Origin of the sequence: uncultured Acinetobacter sp., from assembly GCF_947626835.1 — a bacterium.
In the GTDB taxonomy this organism is placed as follows: Bacteria; Pseudomonadota; Gammaproteobacteria; order Pseudomonadales; family Moraxellaceae; genus Acinetobacter.
Map to the genome: position 1 here is coordinate 92,123 of NZ_CANQTS010000004.1, position 19,804 is coordinate 111,926.

17 protein-coding genes are annotated in these 19,804 nt (G+C 42.8%); 8 read left to right on the forward strand and 9 right to left on the reverse strand.

From position 1 onward, the window contains the following. Positions 1-31 precede the first annotated feature (31 nt). The 4 genes from rpmE to Q0Z55_RS03920 all read right to left on the reverse strand — a co-directional run bounded on the left by rpmE (position 32) and on the right by Q0Z55_RS03920 (position 4,140). Positions 32-259, reverse strand: a complete 228-nt coding sequence (gene rpmE, locus Q0Z55_RS03905) for a 50S ribosomal protein L31 (protein WP_122898431.1) — start codon at positions 257-259, stop codon at positions 32-34. Between the two features lie 194 nt (positions 260-453). After that, positions 454-1,425, reverse strand: a complete 972-nt coding sequence (locus tag Q0Z55_RS03910) for a bile acid:sodium symporter family protein (RefSeq protein WP_297424414.1) — start codon at positions 1,423-1,425, stop codon at positions 454-456. An 80-nt stretch (positions 1,426-1,505) separates the two neighbouring features. After that, positions 1,506-1,907, reverse strand: coding sequence for a lactoylglutathione lyase (gene gloA, locus Q0Z55_RS03915; RefSeq protein ID WP_297424416.1), 402 nt, complete (start codon positions 1,905-1,907; stop codon positions 1,506-1,508). Positions 1,908-1,986: 79 nt separating this feature from the next. After that, the gene (locus Q0Z55_RS03920) at positions 1,987-4,140 is read right to left on the reverse strand and encodes an MFS transporter (RefSeq protein WP_297424419.1); all 2,154 of its coding nucleotides are present in this window, start codon (positions 4,138-4,140) and stop codon (positions 1,987-1,989) included. A 185-nt stretch (positions 4,141-4,325) separates the two neighbouring features. On the opposite strand from Q0Z55_RS03920, the gene Q0Z55_RS03925 reads away from it, so the two are divergent. Then, a complete protein-coding gene (locus tag Q0Z55_RS03925; RefSeq protein WP_297424423.1) occupies positions 4,326-6,917 on the forward strand; it encodes a Lon protease family protein in 2,592 nt (863 codons plus the stop codon). A 46-nt stretch (positions 6,918-6,963) separates the two neighbouring features. Here the strand turns inward: Q0Z55_RS03925 and grxD are convergent, their stop codons facing one another. Continuing rightward, positions 6,964-7,305, reverse strand: a complete 342-nt coding sequence (gene grxD / locus Q0Z55_RS03930) for a Grx4 family monothiol glutaredoxin (RefSeq protein ID WP_297424426.1) — start codon at positions 7,303-7,305, stop codon at positions 6,964-6,966. 195 nt (positions 7,306-7,500) lie between these two features. Here grxD and Q0Z55_RS03935 point away from each other — a divergent pair, with 195 nt between their 5' ends. Further along, entirely contained in the window at positions 7,501-8,712 is a 1,212-nt protein-coding gene (locus tag Q0Z55_RS03935) for an aspartate aminotransferase family protein (RefSeq protein WP_297424429.1), read from the forward strand. A 56-nt stretch (positions 8,713-8,768) separates the two neighbouring features. Here Q0Z55_RS03935 and Q0Z55_RS03940 read toward each other — a convergent pair whose 3' ends face one another. The 3 genes from Q0Z55_RS03940 to surE all read right to left on the reverse strand — a co-directional run bounded on the left by Q0Z55_RS03940 (position 8,769) and on the right by surE (position 11,507). Continuing rightward, positions 8,769-9,698 carry a LysR family transcriptional regulator gene (locus tag Q0Z55_RS03940; protein WP_297424433.1) on the reverse strand — a complete coding sequence of 310 codons (930 nt, stop codon included), beginning with the start codon at positions 9,696-9,698 and terminating at the stop codon, positions 8,769-8,771. 100 nt (positions 9,699-9,798) lie between these two features. Then, the gene (locus Q0Z55_RS03945; RefSeq protein ID WP_297424436.1) at positions 9,799-10,623 is read right to left on the reverse strand and encodes a peptidoglycan DD-metalloendopeptidase family protein; all 825 of its coding nucleotides are present in this window, start codon (positions 10,621-10,623) and stop codon (positions 9,799-9,801) included. 104 nt (positions 10,624-10,727) lie between these two features. Further along, a complete protein-coding gene (gene surE / locus Q0Z55_RS03950) occupies positions 10,728-11,507 on the reverse strand; it encodes a 5'/3'-nucleotidase SurE (protein ID WP_297424439.1) in 780 nt (259 codons plus the stop codon). A gap of 327 nt (positions 11,508-11,834) precedes the next feature. Here surE and dacC point away from each other — a divergent pair, with 327 nt between their 5' ends. The 6 genes from dacC (at position 11,835) to purB (ending at position 17,662) form a co-directional block, all read left to right on the forward strand. After that, positions 11,835-12,983 (forward strand): D-alanyl-D-alanine carboxypeptidase PBP5/6, encoded by a 1,149-nt coding sequence (gene dacC, locus Q0Z55_RS03955; protein ID WP_297424440.1) that lies wholly within the window; start codon positions 11,835-11,837, stop codon positions 12,981-12,983. Positions 12,984-13,058: 75 nt separating this feature from the next. Beyond that, positions 13,059-13,598 carry a gamma carbonic anhydrase family protein gene (locus tag Q0Z55_RS03960; RefSeq protein ID WP_297424443.1) on the forward strand — a complete coding sequence of 180 codons (540 nt, stop codon included), beginning with the start codon at positions 13,059-13,061 and terminating at the stop codon, positions 13,596-13,598. Positions 13,599-13,852: 254 nt separating this feature from the next. Beyond that, positions 13,853-14,338 carry an NUDIX hydrolase gene (locus Q0Z55_RS03965; protein WP_297424446.1) on the forward strand — a complete coding sequence of 162 codons (486 nt, stop codon included), beginning with the start codon at positions 13,853-13,855 and terminating at the stop codon, positions 14,336-14,338. A gap of 4 nt (positions 14,339-14,342) precedes the next feature. Then, positions 14,343-15,476: a tRNA 2-thiouridine(34) synthase MnmA gene (gene mnmA / locus Q0Z55_RS03970; protein ID WP_297424449.1), complete on the forward strand. Its 1,134-nt coding sequence runs from the start codon at positions 14,343-14,345 to the stop codon at positions 15,474-15,476. A 10-nt stretch (positions 15,477-15,486) separates the two neighbouring features. Further along, entirely contained in the window at positions 15,487-16,227 is a 741-nt protein-coding gene (gene hflD, locus Q0Z55_RS03975; RefSeq protein WP_297424451.1) for a high frequency lysogenization protein HflD, read from the forward strand. Positions 16,228-16,273: 46 nt separating this feature from the next. Continuing rightward, positions 16,274-17,662 carry an adenylosuccinate lyase gene (gene purB, locus Q0Z55_RS03980; RefSeq protein ID WP_297424454.1) on the forward strand — a complete coding sequence of 463 codons (1,389 nt, stop codon included), beginning with the start codon at positions 16,274-16,276 and terminating at the stop codon, positions 17,660-17,662. 48 nt (positions 17,663-17,710) lie between these two features. Here the strand turns inward: purB and Q0Z55_RS03985 are convergent. Beyond that, positions 17,711-19,804: Ig-like domain-containing protein (locus Q0Z55_RS03985; protein ID WP_297424457.1), on the reverse strand; the 2,094-nt coding region annotated here is incomplete at its 5' end.

Here is a 19,804-nt window from a genome sequence, read left to right on the forward strand (position 1 = left end):
CGAGCCAATGGCTCGTTTTTTTCGCTTTGGATTAACCACGTTTGATTGAACGTGACATACCAGCAAAACGTTGTTTGAACTTGTCGATACGACCGCCAGTGTCCACGTTCTTTTGTTTACCAGTGTAGAACGGGTGGCAAGCTGAACATACGTCAAGGTAAATCGTTTCTTTACCAAGAGCAGAACGAGTTTCGATTACGTTACCACATGAACAAGTTGCAACGATGTTTTCGTATTTTGGGTGAATATCGGCACGCATGGTCGATTACTCCATAAAGTTTAAGAAGGTTTTGCTGTCATCGCAATTGATCACTCTCAAGACTGAGGAATGGCTAAAACATTAGCAGATCAACACCATAACAGACCATTCTTTTGGCCCACCGAGACGGATACCGTCAGAGCTAAGCACAACAAGCTGCGTGTATTATACGCTCATCACTTATAAAAAGCGAATTATTCTGTGTCCGCTTGTTTGCTCCAATAATTGGCAATCATTCCACACACCATCAACTGAATTTGATGGAAAATCATGATCGGCAATACAATCATACCTAATGGCTGACCAATAAATAAAATTTGCGCCATGGGTACACCACTGGCTAAAGTCTTTTTGGAACCACAAAAGAAAATCGTGCGTTGATCGGCATGGTTAAAGCCCAACCATTTAGGCAGCCATAGTGCCAAAAGCATCACGATGGTCAACAGTAACGAACACAGTGCAATCAAAAGACATAAAGTGCCCAGTCCCACTTGCTGCCACAGCCCTGCCACCACGGCACTGCTAAATGCAGCATAGACCACCATTAAAATCGAGCCTTGATCAAAAGTTTTGACCAACTTAGGGCGTTTTTGCATATAGGGAAATATCCAAGGACGCAGGATTTGCCCCAAGATAAACGGCACCAATAACAATAAGGTAATCTGCACAATCGATTGAGTTGGATCAAAATTGTGTTGGGTTTGCCCTAAAATAAATACGCTGACCAAAATTGGAGTAATAAACATACCCATTAAATTAGAAAACGAAGCACTGCATACCGCGCCTGCTACATTGCCTTTGGCCACTGAGGTAAAAGCAATCGAGGATTGCACGGTGGACGGTAAAAAGCATAAAAATAAAAAACCCCAATACAGCTCTTGCCCTAACAATGGCAGCAACACAGGTTTGGCCAATAAACCTAATACTGGAAATAAGATAAAGGTAAAAGCAAACACTAAACCGTGTAACTTCCAATGCAACACGCCACTTTTGACAGCTTCGTGCGATAATTTTGCGCCATGTAGGAAAAATAAAATGGCAATCGCCACTGTGGTGAAATAACCAAACCATACTGCAGCTTGTCCCGACACCGGTACAAAACTAGCCAAGAGCACCATCACAAACAATAAAATGGTAAAGCGATCAAGCGCTAAGAGTTTAAGCATACATCATCCTTGAATATTCCATAAAAAAGCCCAATACAAAAAATTGGGCTTTGTCTGATCTATGATTTTAATGGCAAAACTTAGTTGTTACGCGCGTTGTCATCTTGCTGAATCAACTCAATTTTATAACCATCTGGATCTTCAACAAAGGCAATGACCGTCACCCCACCTTTCATTGGGCCTGCCTCACGCACCACATTGCCACCACGCGCTTTAATTTCTTCACATGCTTTATAGGCATCATCAACAGCAATCGCAATATGACCATAGGCATTGCCAAGCTCGTAGCTTGGTGTATCCCAATTATGCGTTAATTCAAGCACAGTATGATTTTCTTCATCGCCATAGCCAACAAAAGCCAAGGTAAAACGACCCTCTTCGTAATCACGTTTACGAAGCAAAGTCATACCGAGTACTTCAGTATAAAACGCCAATGAACGTTCTAAATTTCCGACACGCAACATGGTATGCAACATGCGCATAATCTTTTCCTTTTAATTGATGTATTGCGCTTACTATAGGCAGTTCAAACTGAAAATTCAATTTGAACACCCAAATGCTTTAAGCACTTTGTTGATGTTTAGCCAATAAGCGTGCCACCCAAATCACCAACAATAAAATTGGAATACCAATTAACGTGGTCATTAAAAAGAAGTTTGGATAACCAATATTAGTCACAATAGTGCCCGAGTAACCGCCTAAAATTTTAGGGGTTAAGGTCATCAGTGAGCTAAAAATGGCATATTGCACGGCTGTAAATGACACGCTGGTTAGACTCGATAAAAAGGCAATAAATGCAGCCCCTGCAAGGCCTGATGCTAGATTATCCACAATAATGGCAAAATATAGCCAGCCATCACTATACGGTTTAATCACCTTACCGCTAATTTCGACTTGACCTTCTTGATCAAGATTCACTGGGTGAATAGGTTGAATATCAATATCTAAATCTTGTGTCAAAGTTAATTGCTGACTGACTTGATAAGCATGTGTACTTTGCTGTAGCACTTGAGCTTGATCGATCAACAATGCAGTTAAACGTGGCTGCTGTGCCGTTATTAATTTTTGCGCAGGAATGGCAGCACTAAATACACCATGACTTTCTAACTTGGCTGGAAATTGCTGTTGATCTAAGGCAAATACCAATTGCTGATGCTGTGTTAATGCCTGACCTGTATATTGTCCACGTACCACAATGGTGGCGTCTTGCTCGTGAAGGGTTAAAGTATTGTCACTGGTAATCGGTAAAATCTGTAATTGCGTGTGCTGATGGGCCTGTACAAGATATGGCATCGACAACGTAATAGGTGCTTGTGTGGCTGTTGCTGAATTGGCATAACCCACTGTCACATCAATATGCTGTGCGGCTTTTAAATCTTGCACATCAACCGGTACGCTCCAATAGCCCACTTCATCTGGATGGACTAAGTAATTTTTCCCAGCGACATCCACTTGTACAGCACTTAAAGGCTGACCTGATTTGACCAAACCAATAAAAATTAAGTTGGTTGAAGAGGCTAAAATTGCGCCGACAAACATCAATTTCATAATATTAAAGCGCTGTGCCAGTAAGCCGCCTAAAAAACCACCCACTAAGCTAAAAATTACCCCGTAGATTTTGACTGCTTCGGCAATTTGTTCTTTGCTAAAGTTTAAATCTTGGTAAAACACATTGGAAATCACACCGGCAATAATGTCGGAAATACGGTAAAAACCAATGAGCAGCAATAACACCAAAGCCAGTTTTAAACCATAGCGCTTAAAGAAATCTGCAATGGGATTGACCCATGTGGCATAGGCCATCTCACGATTGACCGCGCCAAATTTAACTAAACTTGAACCCACCAATAAAGCCACAGCTGTTGCTGTTAAAAAGCGTAAACTTTCTAAGCTAAACAATACAAATGTGTCGGTTATTTGCCATTGCTGTTTAATTATTTCTACTAGATTGCCTGAATAAATATAACTTAAAACAAAACTCGCCACTGCGACAAAAAACACCATGACCAAACGATAATAGTCACGGCGTTGGTAGTTTTTATTGACGCGTGCCACGTTGGGCTCACGTATCACCAAAGTAGTGGCAATTCCCACCAACATCACGCCCGCCATGGCTAAATAGGTGATTTTCCACGCATCATAAATATAATTGCCTTTGGCCGTACCCAATGATGCTGCTAAAAAGAGCGCGCCTGCACCTGCCACAATCATGCCAATACGATAACCGGCGTTATAAGTAGATGCCAACACGGTTTGCATTTTGGTTTCGGCCAATTCAATGCGATAAGCGTCAATGACAATATCTTGGGTGGCCGCTGCAAAGCCAAGCAATACCGCACCAATCGCCATTTGATAGACTTGGCTTTGACCTAAAGCAGGGTCTGAAAATGCCATGATGGCGATGGCGCAAATAATTAAAACTTGTGCAACCAACAACCATGCACGGCGGCGCCCTAATTTTTGCGTTAAATATGGCAGTGGTAGTTCATCAATTAAAGGTGCCCACACAAATTTAAATGAGTAGCCTAAAGCTGCCCAACTAAAGAACGTCACTGCGCTTTTACTGATGCCTGCTTCGCCTAGCCAAAGCGATAAGCTTGAGAAAATCAACAGGATTGGAATACCTGCTGAAAAACCCAAAAACAACATGATCAGCGCACGTCGATCCAAAAATGCGGCAAATGCTGATTTCCATCCAGTCGATTGTGTGGTCATTGCTTATTATTTTCTGCAAAATGAATAGCGCTATTCAACCGCTTAACGGCGAGGCTTTCAACTGTATTTGAGCATCCTGTGCAATATTTTCATCAATCGATTGTAGTTTTGCTTGAATTTATAGGGCTAACCCATATACCTTAAGGCTTCCTTTTACTTTTATTTATTGTTTTGGATTCTATACAGTGACCGAAAAACTTGAGCAAAATAACGCCACAAGCCAACCACAATTACAACCCTCGCCTAAAGGATTCGTCTCTGCTTTCGATCAACAGGATATTCAAAACACCTTAAGTAGCACCCGTCTACGCTCAAGTGAACTGACGCATATTCCCAATTATGCCAAAATTCCGGCGTCAACCAAACGCATTAAACCGCTGAATAACTTTTTAGGTCAAGATCGGGCCCGTGCTTCGGTGGAAGCCGGGATTGCTTTGCCCTATTCTGGCTACAATATTTTTGCGGTCGGTACAGCAGGTTTGGGTAAACGCACCATGGTTAAGCGTTTACTTGAACAGCATGCCAAGGACATGCCCACACCAAGTGATTGGGTCTATGTCAATAATTTTAAACAAGCGCGCCAACCAATTGCGCTTGAACTGCCTGCTGGTCAAGGGGTGAAATTCCAAGCGCAATTACACCAAAGTTGGCAAACTATTTTAAGACAGTTGCAACGTCGCTTTAGCACCGAAATCTATCAACAACGTCTTGACCTGATTCGTCAACAAACCGGTTTAGAACAGCAACAAGCCTTAATCGAACTGACCAAAGAAGGTGCAGAGCTGGATTTAAAATTGGTAACTCGTGATGAAGCGCATTGTTTTGTACCGGTGAAATATCATGAGCAAAAACTCATTGAATTAACCCAACAAGACTTGGCGCAACTGAGCAGTGATAAACAACAAGAAATTGCTGCCAACATGCGTTATATGGACAAAAAGCTCGATCGCTTAGGGTTACATTTGGGTGATTTAGAAGATGATGCGCGCGATCAAGTCCAAGTGCTCAACCGTGATATTGCTAAACAAGTGGTCATGCCACGTATGACCGCGCTTGCCAACAAATACAAAGATGTTGTCGGGCTAAAAGAATATCTACATGATTATGGCGATGACATTATTCAACATGTAGAGCTGATTTTAGATCAAGAAGAAGATGACTTCTGCCCAAGTCATTTTAGCCGTGTCCCTGCGCGTTACCATGCCAATGTGGTGATTAGCAACAAAGCCAATGCTGGCGCCCCGGTGGTGTTTGAGGATTTTCCAACGCACTACAATTTATTGGGTCATGTAGAACAACTGACACGCCACGGCAGCATTACCACCGACTTTACCTTAATTCGCCCCGGTGCCCTGCATCGTGCCAACGGTGGCTTTTTAATGCTAGAAGCTGAGCAATTGCTTGAACAGCCCTATGCATGGCAAGGACTTAAGCGTGCATTAAAGTCAGGGCAACTTAAACTTTCATCGCTTGAGCATATGCTGACCTTAACCGGCAGTATTTCGATTGAACCGGCAGCGATTCCACTGAATATTAAAGTGGTGTTGTTGGCTGAGCCTGAAATTTATTATCAAATTTTAGAAGTTGAGCCTGAGCTTGGCAGCGTATTTAAAATCCGTGCCGATTTTACCGACACCTTACAACGCAATGAAAGCAATGAACAAGCCTATATGCAGCTGATTGCCGATTACGTACAAAGCGATAAATTGCTGCCTTTCGATCGCTCTGCCCTTGCAGCATTGCTGACCGACTCAAGCCGTCAAGCAGAAGATCAAAGCTCGTTGTCATTGCATGCTTTAACCTTAGGTGATTTGATTCGTGAAGCGCATCATCATGCGGAGAAATCCGCCGATAAAATGGTGACTGAGCAGCATATTAATATGGCCTTACAACACCGTCAGTATCGCTTAGGCTATTTACGTGAGTTGTACTGGGAAGATCTAACCCGTGGCACACAACTGATTGAAACCAAAGGTCATCGTTTAGGGCAAATCAATGCCTTGTCGGTGATTCATTATGCAGATGTAGAATTTGGTTTGCCTTCGCGTTTAACTGCTTCTGTATATCAAGGCGGCGGCGATATTTTAGATATTGAACGCAGTGTGGAATTGGGCGGTTCCTTACATGCCAAAGGCGTGTTATTGATGTCGTCTTTCTTAAAAGCCCACTTTGGTCGTGAACAGATCTTACACTTTTCAGCCGCCCTTGCTTTTGAACAAAGTTACGGTCAAGTCGATGGCGATAGCGCAACCGTTGCTGAACTGTCTGCCCTGATCTCGGCCATTAGTCAAATTCCCATTGATCAGTCATGGGCCATTACCGGCTCCATGAACCAATTGGGGCAAGTACAACCAATTGGTGGCGTGAATGCCAAAATTGAAGGCTTCTTTGATGCCTGTAAATTACAAGGTTTAACGGGCAAACAAGGCGTGATTATCCCACGTCAAAACATGCAGCATTTAATGCTGCGTAAAGACGTGATTGAAGCGGTGAATTTAGGTCAATTCCATATTCATGCGATTGATAACATTGCCCAAGCCTTAGAAATTTTAATGGCGCGCCCTGTGGGACAACTCAATAAAAAAGGTCGCTACACTAAAGGCTCTATTTTTGCAGCAGTCATGAATCAGTTGGAATATTGGCAAGCCTTAGAAGATGGTGCCGCTTTTGAGGAAGAACCCAAGAAAAAGAAAAAAAAGAACAAGAAAAAGGTCAAAGATAAAAAAGCCAAAAATGCGGTTGAAGATGTGATTGAGCATGTCACAGAAAGCCCATAAATAAAAAAAGCGCCTTCGGGCGCTTTTTTTACACTCAACACAAAGCTTAAGCTTCAGGCGCTGGGCTATACTGTTCAACTAAAGGTTGTAACTCACCTTTTTGGAACATATCAAGAATAATATCGCTACCGCCGATTAACTCGCCATTGATCCACAATTGTGGGAAAGTCGGCCAATTAGCAATTTGCGGTAAAGTTGCACGAATGTCTTGGTTTTCTAAAATGTTTACATAAGCAAACGGACGGCCAATTTGACTGAGAGCTTCAACCGCGCGCGCAGAGAAACCACACTGTGGAAATTGTGGTGTGCCTTTCATGTAAAGTAATACTGCATGTTTAGCAATTTGATCGCGAATTAACGCTTCAGTATCGCGTACTTGTTCAGTCATTGATAAATCCTCAACTAATCTGTGCTGCATTATACCCAAAACCGTATAAAACAGTATGACAAAAGCAATATTTCTATTTTTATTTCCAATTACACTTTCAATGTGAAACACTTTTTGCTTATATAGACCCTGTATTTTACGCCTTTTTGGCACAATACAGACTTATTTTTTTTATTCCTCAGATAAGAGTTCGTCATGAATAATTTCACCGTTGCGCCCGTACAAACTGATCAACCCTCGCATTTGATGCCGGTCTTTGGCCGCCAAAAGATCAGCTTTGTGCGAGGACAAGGTGCATATTTATATACAGAAGATGGTACAGAGTACTTGGATGCTTTAACCGGTATTGCGGTGTGTGGGTTAGGTCATGCTCATCCTGCAATCACAGCAGCCATTGCTGAACAAGCCGCCACTTTAATTCACACCAGTAACTTATTTGAAGTGCCTTGGCAAATTGCAGCGGCACAAAAATTAGCTGAAGTTGCCGGTATGGAAGAAGTGTTCTTCTCAAACAGTGGTGCAGAATCAAATGAAGGCGCAATTAAAATTGCACGTAAATTTGGTCATATGCAAGGCATTAGCACACCAAAAATTATTGTCGCGGATCACTCGTTCCATGGTCGTACCATGGCGACCCTATCCGCTACAGGCAATAAAAAAGTGCAAGAGGGCTTTGGCCCGCTTGTTGAAGGCTTTATCTGTGTACCGTTTGGTGATGTAGAGGCGATTGAAGAAGCGGCCATCAATCATCCTGATATTGTGGCAATTTTGGTTGAGCCCATTCAAGGTGAAGGTGGCGTCAATACCGCACCACAAGGCTTTAGCTACTTAGAAGACATCCGTCGTATCTGCAACCAACACAACTGGTTAATGATGCTTGATGAAGTGCAAACCGGTAATGGTCGTACTGGTCAATTCTTTGCCTACCAACACACCAACATTGTACCCGATGTACTGACCACGGCTAAAGGCCTAGGCAATGGCTTCCCGATTGGCGCTGTCATGACCCAAGGTCGTGGTGTGGGTGTGCTCACCGCAGGTAACCATGGTTCAACCTATAGTGGTACAGCATTAGGTTCACGTGTAGTGTACACCGTGATTGACACTTTGCAAAAAGAAAACTTAGTTGAAAATGCAGCACAGCAAGGCGCTTATATTGTGAATCAATTACGTGCACAACTTGCCGATCAAAACGTGACTGTACGTGGTTTTGGTTTAATGATTGGTATTGAGTTACCAAAAGCTTGCGCTGAATTGGTCGATGTAGCACGCGATGAGCATCATATGATCATTAACGTGACGGCAGGCAATGTGGTACGTTTATTACCAACGTTAAACATTAGCCAAGCCCAAGCGGATCAACTCATTGAACGCTTAGTGAGCATGATTAAAAAATTCTTAGCTTAAATACCCAAGATAAAAAAAGCCGCAATCTGCGGCTTTTTTATTTGCGAACTTTGATTTTAAGACGCTTCTTGGTAAACACGCCCTGCTGCCATTTGGCAAAAGTATTGTTTTAAGGCATCTAGGCAACGATCCACTTTCATTGGCGATTGTTCGTGCTTTAAAGTCACTGCATAAAGATTTAAAGGCGGCAGTTTCCACTCGGGGAGTACTTCTACCAACGCCCCACTCACTAAATCTTTTTGTACATCTAAATAAAATACCCGAGCAATACCATGACCGTGTAAGCATAAAGCACGCGCCACGGCGGCACTGTTACTGCTTAAGCGATTATGCATACTCAAATTGAGCTGCTCTGCTTTGCTCACATGGGTAAAATTCAGTTCGTGCTGATTTTTAAATGTATTGACCAACAATAAATCATGTTGTTGTAAATCTTCTGGACGAGATACCGGATTATTTTGATTTAAATAGCTCGGCGATGCCACCAAAATTTGTTCTGCCCGTAACAATGGCTGTACGCAAAATTGCGTATCGTCTATTTCTGTGGCCACACGTAAAGCAATATCGATGCGACCATCAATTAAGTCAATGTTGTCATTATCAGTTTCAAAATGCACCGCCAAACCACGATGTGCCTGCATCCAATGCGACAATGCCGGCACTGCATGTTGTGCTGCAAGCTCTGGTGTGGCTGAAATACGCAATTCACCAATCAAATCATCACGTAACTCATTAATGCGGACTTTACCGCGCTCTGCAGCAGCAAGCATCTCTTGGCAGCTATAAAAAAAGGCTTGTCCGGCCTCAGTCAAACTCAATTTACGTGTTGAACGATGCAGTAAAGTTACTTCCATCTCGTGTTCTAGCGAACGAATTTGCTGGCTCACCGCACTGGTCGTGATTCCAAGTTCACGTGCAGCACCGCTAAATGAGCTTTTTTCAACCACACAAGCAAATACTCCCATTGCTCGAAGTTGATCTAACATAAATTTCCCTCTGAACTTATGAGTGCCTTTAACAAAAAAAAATTGATAAAAGCAACTCATTGTATTATACGGTGAAATTTAGGCTTTGTATCCGTTAAATTTAATCAATTGGTATAACAATACTTGGATTAATGGGTTTTCCGTCTAAACGCACCTGAAATTCAAGCATGGTTTGCGTAGTACCACTGTTGCCCATTTCGGCAATTTTTTGCCCACCTGTCACTTGCTGCCCACTACTCACCAACAGCTTACTGTTATGCGCATATGCGGTGATATAGCCATCGACATGCTTCACCAACACCAATTGACCATACTCTTTTAAACCATCAGCAGCATAAATTACCTGACCTTGTGCCGCAGCCAACACTGGATCACCTATTTTACCCCCAAAGCGCACACCCTTAACATCTTTGGCCGCATCAAAACCTTGTAAGACAGGACCTTGGCTTGGGCGTACCCAACGCAAATTTTGTGATGCAGTTGCGCTAGCCACTGGCGCTTTTGGCGTGACCACTGGCGTGGTGGTTGCGGGTTTAGGGGTTTGAGTCACCGTGGTGCTTGGCAAGGCAATACTTTGACGTTGAATAGGCGCAGTTTGTGTGATGGGCTGTGTACTAATGCTACGTTTAGCACCGGTATTTTTTAAACGCAGTGATTGGCCTACAAAGATTCGGTACGGCGCAGCAATGTCATTGATATCAGCAATACTTTGATAATTTAAGCCATAGCGTGCTGCAATCCCACTTAAGGTATCACCTGAACGGACCGTATAAAAATCAGGGGCTACAGCATAACGCGCACTATGATTAACTTGCGGCTTTGACGCACATCCCGTCATCCCTATAACTGCCAGCAAGGCTGCAGATAAAAAAACCGATTTAAACACCGTATTGGGCGTGTTGTGCACCATATGTAGGATGGACATCAATAAAACTCTCCACAAAGTAAATTAAGTTACAACCACGCAGACTAACAAAATTAAAAGCTGTAAATCTTCAGTTCTTTCTTTTTATCACAAAGTTATAACATTCACGCTAAATCTGCGCAAAATTGCTGGTATAAGTCAGGTAAAACTGCATAGTTAGTCGCATCCATTTGAATTGGGGTGATGCTGACATAACCTTGTTGCACCGCTGCAAAATCTGAACCAATTTCACCTAAACCCATTTTGGCCTCAGTCACCGCCTCACCCGATAAACCAATCCAAAATACGTGACGACCGCGTGGATCAACTTGACTAGTGATAGGTTTAGATAAATGTTTACGTCCTTGATAGGTAATTTTTTGTCCTTTGAGCTTGGCAACATCGGGAATATTGATATTTAAAATATGGCGTGGTGGTAGCTCAGGCATACCTTTGGCAATAAAATCATGCACCCAGGTTGCCGCCACTTGATAATCTTGTGGACTTAAATAACCCCGTACATTGGCTCCCGCTAAGGATACTGCAATTGCCGGTTGTTTCATTAAACGCCCTTCAAAAGCTGCACCCACCGTGCCTGAGTACAACACGTCATCGCCTAAGTTGGCACCACTATTAATCCCACTGACCACTAAATCAAATTCAAAATCAAATAAGCCATTCATAGACAAATAGACACAATCAGCAGGCGTTCCATTGATGGCCCATATATCAGGGGAAATTTCAACCGGACGTAAAGGACGATCTAAGGTCAGTGCCGATGAATAACCACTACGTTCCGCTTCAGGTGCCACCACCACCACACGACCTAAAGGCTTTAATGCTTGTGCCAAAGCTTGAATGCCCGGTGCAAATACGCCATCGTCATTGGCAATCAAAATATTCATATTGTGATCCTTTCTACTCAAATACTGTTTGGCTTATTCTAAAGCGCATTGCCTTTTTCTCAATCTAAAACACCCACACAATGTTTAATTTTTAGTTATTTTTATTACGCTACAGCCTAATTTTTTAGTCACTCAATCATATCTCTATCAGTTAAAAAGTCCGTTATTGTATTTTAAGCTCAGTCATCTATGCCCATTTTAAGACAATCTCACAAAATGCGAACAATATGTTGAGTCTGACTGGCTTTGCCCCATAGCAGTTGTGTGTCGTTTGTCCTAGAATGCTAGGCTCATTGTGCTCACCTCATGATATTGGAACCCTCTAGAATGACCCGTAAAAGTGCCCTTGCTGCATTCTTGCTCTTGCCTAGTTTTTCATATGCAGCAACTGTGTTATCAGCACCACCAGAACTCAATAACAAATCTTATGTTTTGATGGACTATGAAACAGGTCAAATCCTTGCTTCAAAAAACGAAAATGAAAAATTAGCACCCGCATCAATGACCAAAATGATGACCAGTTTCATCATCGAACAAAAATTATTGAAAGGCGAACTCACCGAAGACGAAAAAGTTCGTATGAACGAGTCGGCATGGTGCCGTGGTAGCAGTACTGAATCATGTATGTATGTGCCGCTCAATGGCACGGCGACGGTACTTGAAATGCTGCGCGGTATTATTGTGCAATCAGGCAATGATGCCTCTAAAGCCATGGCTGAACATATTGCCGGTAATGAAGGCACCTTCGTACATATGATGAACGAAGAAGCCAAGCGTATTGGCATGAGCAATACTCAGTTTATGAACTCGACGGGTATGCCAGCCGAGGGGCATTTTTCCACCGCCAAAGATATGGCGACTTTAGCCCAACACATCATTCATGACAGTTCAAAATATTATCCAATTTATTCTGAAAAAGAATTCACCTTTAATGGCATTAAGCAAGGTAACCGTAATGCCTTGCTCTATACCGACCCAAGTGTTGATGGTTTAAAAACAGGTCATACTGAAGAAGCGGGTTACTGCTTAACCACATCTTCTAAACGTGGTCCAATGCGTTTAATTTCGGTGATTTTTGGTGCACCGAACATACAGCAACGTGCCACACAAACCCGTGATTTGTTGGCGTGGGGCTATGCCAACTTTGAAACTGTGAAAGTACAGCCTGCCAATCAAGTTTTAGCCAAAGCCAAAGTCTGGTACGGCCAAACCAATGATGTAGAGATTGGCTTAGCCGAAAACTTTAATGTCACCATGCCAAAAGGTCAGGCCAACGCGATTAAAACCCAGTTGGTGGTACAACCCAAACTCACCGCACCTTTAACGCAAGGTCAAGTGGTTGGTAAATATGTCGCATCCTTAGATGGTAAAGTGATTGCAGAAAAACCACTGGTTGCGCTTAAACCAGTTGAAGAAGCAGGCTTCTTTGCACGCATGCTCGATCACATTAAACAATTTTTTAGTAACTTGTTTTAATTAAAACACGCTACATTAAGCATGCTCTTGAGCATGCTTTTTTTATTTTACACAAGCTACTTTAAGGAAAAATCGATGGCTGTTTCTGTTCGCCCCTATTTAAATGTTTACCCGCAAGTTGCACCCAATTGCTACATAGACCCTATGTCTGTGGTGATTGGTGATGTACATTTAGCCGAGCATGTTTCGGTTTGGCCATTTGCCTGTATCCGTGGCGATGTTAATCATATTCGAATTGGTAAAAACTCGAATGTACAAGATCATGCCATGCTGCATGTGAGCCATAAAACAGCGACTAAACCACAAGGTTCACCTTTGATTATTGGTGAAGATGTCACCATTGGGCATCATGTGACTTTACATGGTTGTACCATTGGCAATCGGGTATTGGTGGGCATTAACACAGTGGTGCTCGATGACGTGGTGATTGAAGATGAGGTAATGATTGGGGCTGGATCTCTAGTGCCACCGGGTAAACGCTTAGAAAGCGGTTATTTATATATGGGCAGTCCGGTGAAAAAAGTGCGTGAATTGACCGAAAAAGAACGCGCCTTTTTACCCTATTCAGCACAAAACTATGTCAAAGTGTCACGCGATTATTTAGAACAAAATTAAGTAATTGTTGCTGAGTGCTGAAGCACTCAGCTTGGCATATTATAAAAACGCTAAAATTCGCCTTAGTTCTTTCCTGAACGCTAAAAATGTTACGCTTTTAGATCATATCATTGCTTTTAAATTAAATATTAACAGCCACTTATTTTGACCTATTTTCATCAAAAATCAGCCATCTAAGCAACAAATCAGAGCTGAGCATAGCCAACTTCATAGAAATTGCGTAGAATATGCGTTTTATTCCATGGTGCTTTGCGATGACTGCTTGGACTGCGCATGTGACTGTTGCCACCGTTATTGAACAAGACGGCAAATTTTTGTTTGTTGAAGAACAGACTGAAGGCGTTACGCATAGCGTATTTAACCAACCCGCAGGCCACGTTGAAGCAGGCGAAACCATTATTGACGCCGCGATCCGTGAAACCATGGAAGAAACCGGTTATCGTATCGAGATTGAATCGTTACTGGGCATCTATACCTATACCCCACCTTTATTTCCTGATCGTACTTATTATCGTTTTTGTTTTATTGGCAAAGTTCTTGAGCATATTCCAAACGCTCAACTCGATACAGGCATTATAGGTGCTGTTTGGATGAGCTTAGATGAACTGTTGGAAACGGCACGCGCACGTAGCCCACTGGTGATTAAAGCTCTGCAAGATGCCCAAGCCGCCAAGCGTTATCCTTTATCGCTCATTGATGAGCACCAAAATTCTCCTTTAATTTCAAATTTGGATGCCTAGTCCTATGCAACAACGTGTCATCGTCGGTATGTCTGGTGGTGTAGACTCTTCTGTGTCTGCTGCCCTTCTGCTTCAACAAGGTTATCAAGTTGAAGGCTTGTTCATGAAGAACTGGGAAGAAGATGATGGCACCGAATATTGCACAGCCATGGACGATTTGGCCGATGCCCAAGCTGTGTGCGACAAAATTGGCATCAAATTACACACCGCCAATTTTGCCATGGAATATTGGGATCGTGTTTTTGAGCATTTCTTAGCGGAATATGCCGCAGGTCGTACCCCAAACCCAGATATTTTATGTAATAAAGAAATTAAATTCCGTGCCTTTTTAGATCATGCCATTCATTTGGGCGCGGACTTTATTGCCACAGGTCATTACTGTCGTCGTGGTGAAACCCAAACCAATTCACGCGGTGAAGCATATGCACCGCTGTTACGTGGTGTAGATAACAACAAAGACCAAACCTATTTTTTACATGCGGTACATGGTCGTGAAATTAATAAAACCTTGTTCCCTGTGGGTGAAATTGAAAAGCCACAAGTACGTAAAATTGCCGAAGAACTGGATTTAGTCACTGCTAAGAAAAAAGATTCCACCGGAATCTGCTTTATTGGTGAACGTCGTTTTAACGATTTCTTACAGCAATATTTACCGGCACAACCGGGTAAAATTGTGCTTGAAGACGGCACTGAAATTGGTGAACATCACGGCTTAATGTACTACACCTTAGGTCAACGTGGTGGCATTGGGATTGGCGGCTTAAAAGGTGCAGCTGAAGGTGCTTGGTTTGTCTTATATAAAGACATTCCGGGCAATCGTTTGGTGGTGGGTCAAGGACATGAGCATCCACTGATGCAAAGCAGCATACTTTGGAGCCAAAGTATTGATTGGGTGGCAGGCGAACAAGATATTCCTGCCACAGGATTCCGCTGCACCGCCAAAACGCGTTATCGTCAGCCGGATCAAGCCTGTACTGTATTTAAAGATGAAAATTTTGAACATGGTGTACGGGTTGAGTTTGATGAGCCCCAACGCGCAGTCACACCCGGACAAAGTGTGGTGTTTTATTTAGGTGAAGTGTGTTTAGGTGGTGGTGTCATTCACCACACCAATGCGCCAACACCTGCATTTATCTAAAGGATTCAACATGACTGGCTTTCCTTTTCAGCAGTCGACCATAGCCTTAACGCCACGGCAAAATCGTGCCTTGGCGTTAGCCGGTGTCTTTCAAGCCACCCAACTTACCCATATGACCGCTTTAGGGGGTCGACAGGGTATGGGAGACAGTGGTCAGTTCTATTTTGAACAGCTGATTAAAGCCAGTCTCAATATTCGCCCCACCCAAACCAATACTCAACAGACCTTAGATTTTTTTCATCAATTGTCCGATCTGTCCTTAGGCTTAAAATCATTTGAAAACTGTTTAAGCCAACCTTTTAATACTGCACCAAAATCTAGACTACCTAAATTAGCCAATACCAAATTGCCTATGAGCTATGCCATGGCTTTATTGCACTTAGAAAAGAAAGTTTATCAAAACCCTGAATTTGTTAAAATTATTGAGCAATCTCAGCAAAAAATATTAAAACAACTGTCTTTTTTCGATCACAATTACTCCCACCCTAGTATTATTGCCAACCTTGCCCAAACCTATGTAGACACGGCCGGATCAATCAATCCGCGTATTATGGTGCGTGGCAATGCCGAAGCCTTTAAGGATGCAGCACATACCAATCGGATTCGTGCTTCTTTATTTACCGGCTTACAAATGGCACATTTGTGGCGCCAAGTGGGCGGAAGTTCATGGAATTTTATTTTTTTTGGCAAGCGCAAGCTTGTACGCGATATTCAAGACCTTGCTCGCCTGCAATATCAGACAGCAACTTGATGTTTTTAGATTTTTTACGTTTCATTCCAAAGTTTAAGGAATTGCTATGAACGCTTTAACTGCACTTTCTCCATTAGATGGACGCTATGCGAGCAAATGTGATGCTCTCCGTCCTTTCCTATCTGAGTTTGGTCTCATCCATGCCCGTGTGACTGTTGAAGTACGCTGGTTGCAAGCACTTGCTAACCGCCCAGAAATCACTGAAGTTCCTGCGTTCTCAAGCGAAACAAATGCAGCTTTAGATTTGATTGTGAACAATTTCTCTGAAGATGATGCCAACCGCATTAAAGAAATTGAACGTACCACCAACCATGATGTAAAAGCAGTTGAATATTTTTTAAAAGAAAAAATCGCTGGCATCGAAGAATTAAAAAATGCAGGCGAATTTATTCACTTTGCATGTACTTCTGAAGACATCAATAACTTGTCACATGCATTAATGCTTAAAAGCGGTCGTGAAGTGCTTGCAGCATCTATGCAACAAATCATTGATTCAATTGTGGCTTTAGCTGAAAAACATGCAGACCAACCTATGTTGTCTCGTACACATGGTCAAACTGCAAGCCCAACCACGTTGGGTAAAGAAATGGCAAACGTAGCGTATCGCTTAGCGCGCCAAATCAAACAATTCAACAACGTTGAATTATTAGGTAAAATCAATGGTGCAGTAGGTAACTACAACGCTCACCTTTCTGCTTACCCAGATATCAACTGGCCTGCGCATTCACAAGCATTTGTTGAATCTTTAGGTTTAACGTTTAACCCGTACACCACACAAATTGAGCCACATGACTATATGGCTGAATTGTTTGATGCGTTACGTCGTTTCAACACCATCTTAATCGACTTTAACCGTGACGTTTGGGGTTATATCTCTTTAGGTTTCTTCAAACAAAAGTTAAAAGATGGCGAAGTGGGTTCATCTACGATGCCACATAAAGTGAATCCAATTGACTTTGAAAACTCAGAAGGTAACTTAGGTATTGCGAATGCAGTGCTTGCTCACCTTGGCGAAAAACTTCCAGTATCTCGCTGGCAGCGTGACTTAACTGACTCAACTGTGCTTCGTAACATGGGTGTTGGTTTTGCACAAAGCTTAATCGCATTTGAAGCATGTGCCAAAGGTATTGGTAAACTTGAACTCAATGCTGCACGCATTAACGAAGATTTAGACAATGCACAAGAAGTATTGGCTGAACCAATCCAAACGGTAATGCGTCGTTACAACGTTGAAAAACCTTACGAAAAATTAAAAGCCCTGACTCGTGGTCAAGCGATGACACGCGAAATGATGGTTGATTTCGTCAACGGTAACGAATTACAAGCTGTTCCTGCGGCTGACCGTGCACGTTTAGCGGAAATGACGCCTGCAACGTATACAGGTAATGCAGCTGAACAAGCCAAACAAGTTCAAGATTTAATCTCAAAAATCTAAACTATTATGCTAAAAAAGCGGCGTTTAAACGCCGCTTTTTTTTATCGCTTAAATATAGCTTTGAGTGTGTAAGAGGCTATCATCGCTTGGCCATCCGCTCATCGTGATGATGGGTTGATGGAAAGTAGTACTTTTGCCGATTTCCTCTGCCTTACCCAATAACGTAGCCAAAATCGGTTCAACGCTATGGTCTTGAGGCTGCTCCAACACTAGACTTTGGGTTGTGGTATAAAAAACGCTACTTTCCTGTGTAACAAAATCCAAGCTCAGCGTATCAACATCTAGGCTTGCTACAGTTGGCACAATAGTCAATTTAAACGTATCACTCATGGCGCTGGTATTGCCACTTTGATCCATTTGAGTAAAGCTAAACTGATGGATGCCTAAAGCTAAGTCAGCATCAGGCATATAGCTCCATGTGCCATCGGCTTTCACTGTTACAGTTGTCACAGCAATGCCTTGATCATAAATAGTTAAGGTGGCATTGGCTTCACCGCGTCCCTCAAATTTGGGGCGTGCATCATCTGTCTGGGAATTTTGGCTCAGGTTGCCTGTTTTATCCCCCACATCATCATGCACACTCAGCGTGCTTAAATTAATTTTGCTGGGTGCAATGCTGTCTTTACGCCCAATCACTTGGCTGGCAACTGACTGATTATTGGCAGCATCTATAACATACAGATTGGCCGTGCTGTTATTGATCAGCGGCTGCGTTAAATTAATACCAAATTGCCCCGTACTGTCGGCTTGACCTGAGCCAATGATAGTTTCTTGTCCATTGCTGATGATTGAGATTTTAATTTTGCTATTTGGCTCAGCTATGCCTGTAACCTGTGTACCGTCTGCATTGATCGTCGCTTGAGCTGCCTCAGGTGCTAAGGTGTCAAGCTTTGGCTTTAAACTCAACGCATCACTGCTGTTACCTGCGGTGTCTTTAACGACAAGCTGGGCTGTACTGGCATCTGTTAATGCAGCTGTAAGCTGAATATCAAAATAACCTTCAGTATTGGCCATGGTGCTGGTGATGATTTGACCATGCTCATCTTGGATTTCAATGCTGCTATTGGCTTCGGCATAGCCTTTTATTTGAGTGCCTGCATGATTGACTTCTAGTGTTGGTTGACCAGGCGCTAAAGTGTCTTGCCCAACAATCACAATAGTGGCTACAGATAGGTGACCTGCGGCATCTTGGCTAATGACTTTTGCTGTAGTGTCTGTGGCTAAAGGAGGATTTACACTGATGGCAAATGAACCATCTGCCCCTGCTGTCACTGGACCTGCCAATACAGTCTTACCATCTGCACTGTATAAACGAACTTGACTGCCTGCTTCAGCACGCCCCGATACGATGCTGCCAGCATCATTAAATTGCGCGGCTGGCGCATCAGGTGCAATGGTGTCTTTGTTTCCTGTAACAGCCACCAAATTGGATTGATTGCCTGCGGCATCTTTGGCATAGACAGCAACACGTTCACCATCGGTGACATCACGTTTTAATTGAATGCTGTAGTTACCATTGGCATCGGCAATCGCCTCCCCTAGCAGATTGCCTTGTAAATCTTGTACATAAATTTTGGCTTTGGCTTCGGTTTTACCCGTTACCACTTGACCTTGGGCATCTATGCTTGCGCTTGGCACTGTAGGTGCAGTGATATCTTTTAACTGCTCAGTCTTATCATCGTCATCATTATCAAATGCGGTGAGGTAAATGGCTTCTACTCCCAGCACCACCAAAGCTGGTTTGACCCAAGATTTTTCATACCATGCGTTTTTTGCCATCGGTTCTTGTGCCACGACCATGCTAGGTTGTGGATTCACCCAAGTTTGACTGCTGACCAACTGATTAAGATATTGAATCGGGTTATAGTCAATCACCTTACCTTTTTGATCAAATTCAACCACATTAAAGGTGCCATTTTGCTCAGGTAAAACCAAACTATGTGGTGTTGAACCATCCGCCTCAAAGAATTGTTCAAGAGTAATTTTTTGACCATTCTTTAAAGTTATAATCAGTTGATGACCTGAACGTACGATCTGACTAATATCTTCGCGGCTATGACTCAGTTGTACAATAGATGCTTGATTCAGTGCCACCCATTGGGTATCGGTATTATGTAAAGTGGCTAAATTTTCTTTATTTAA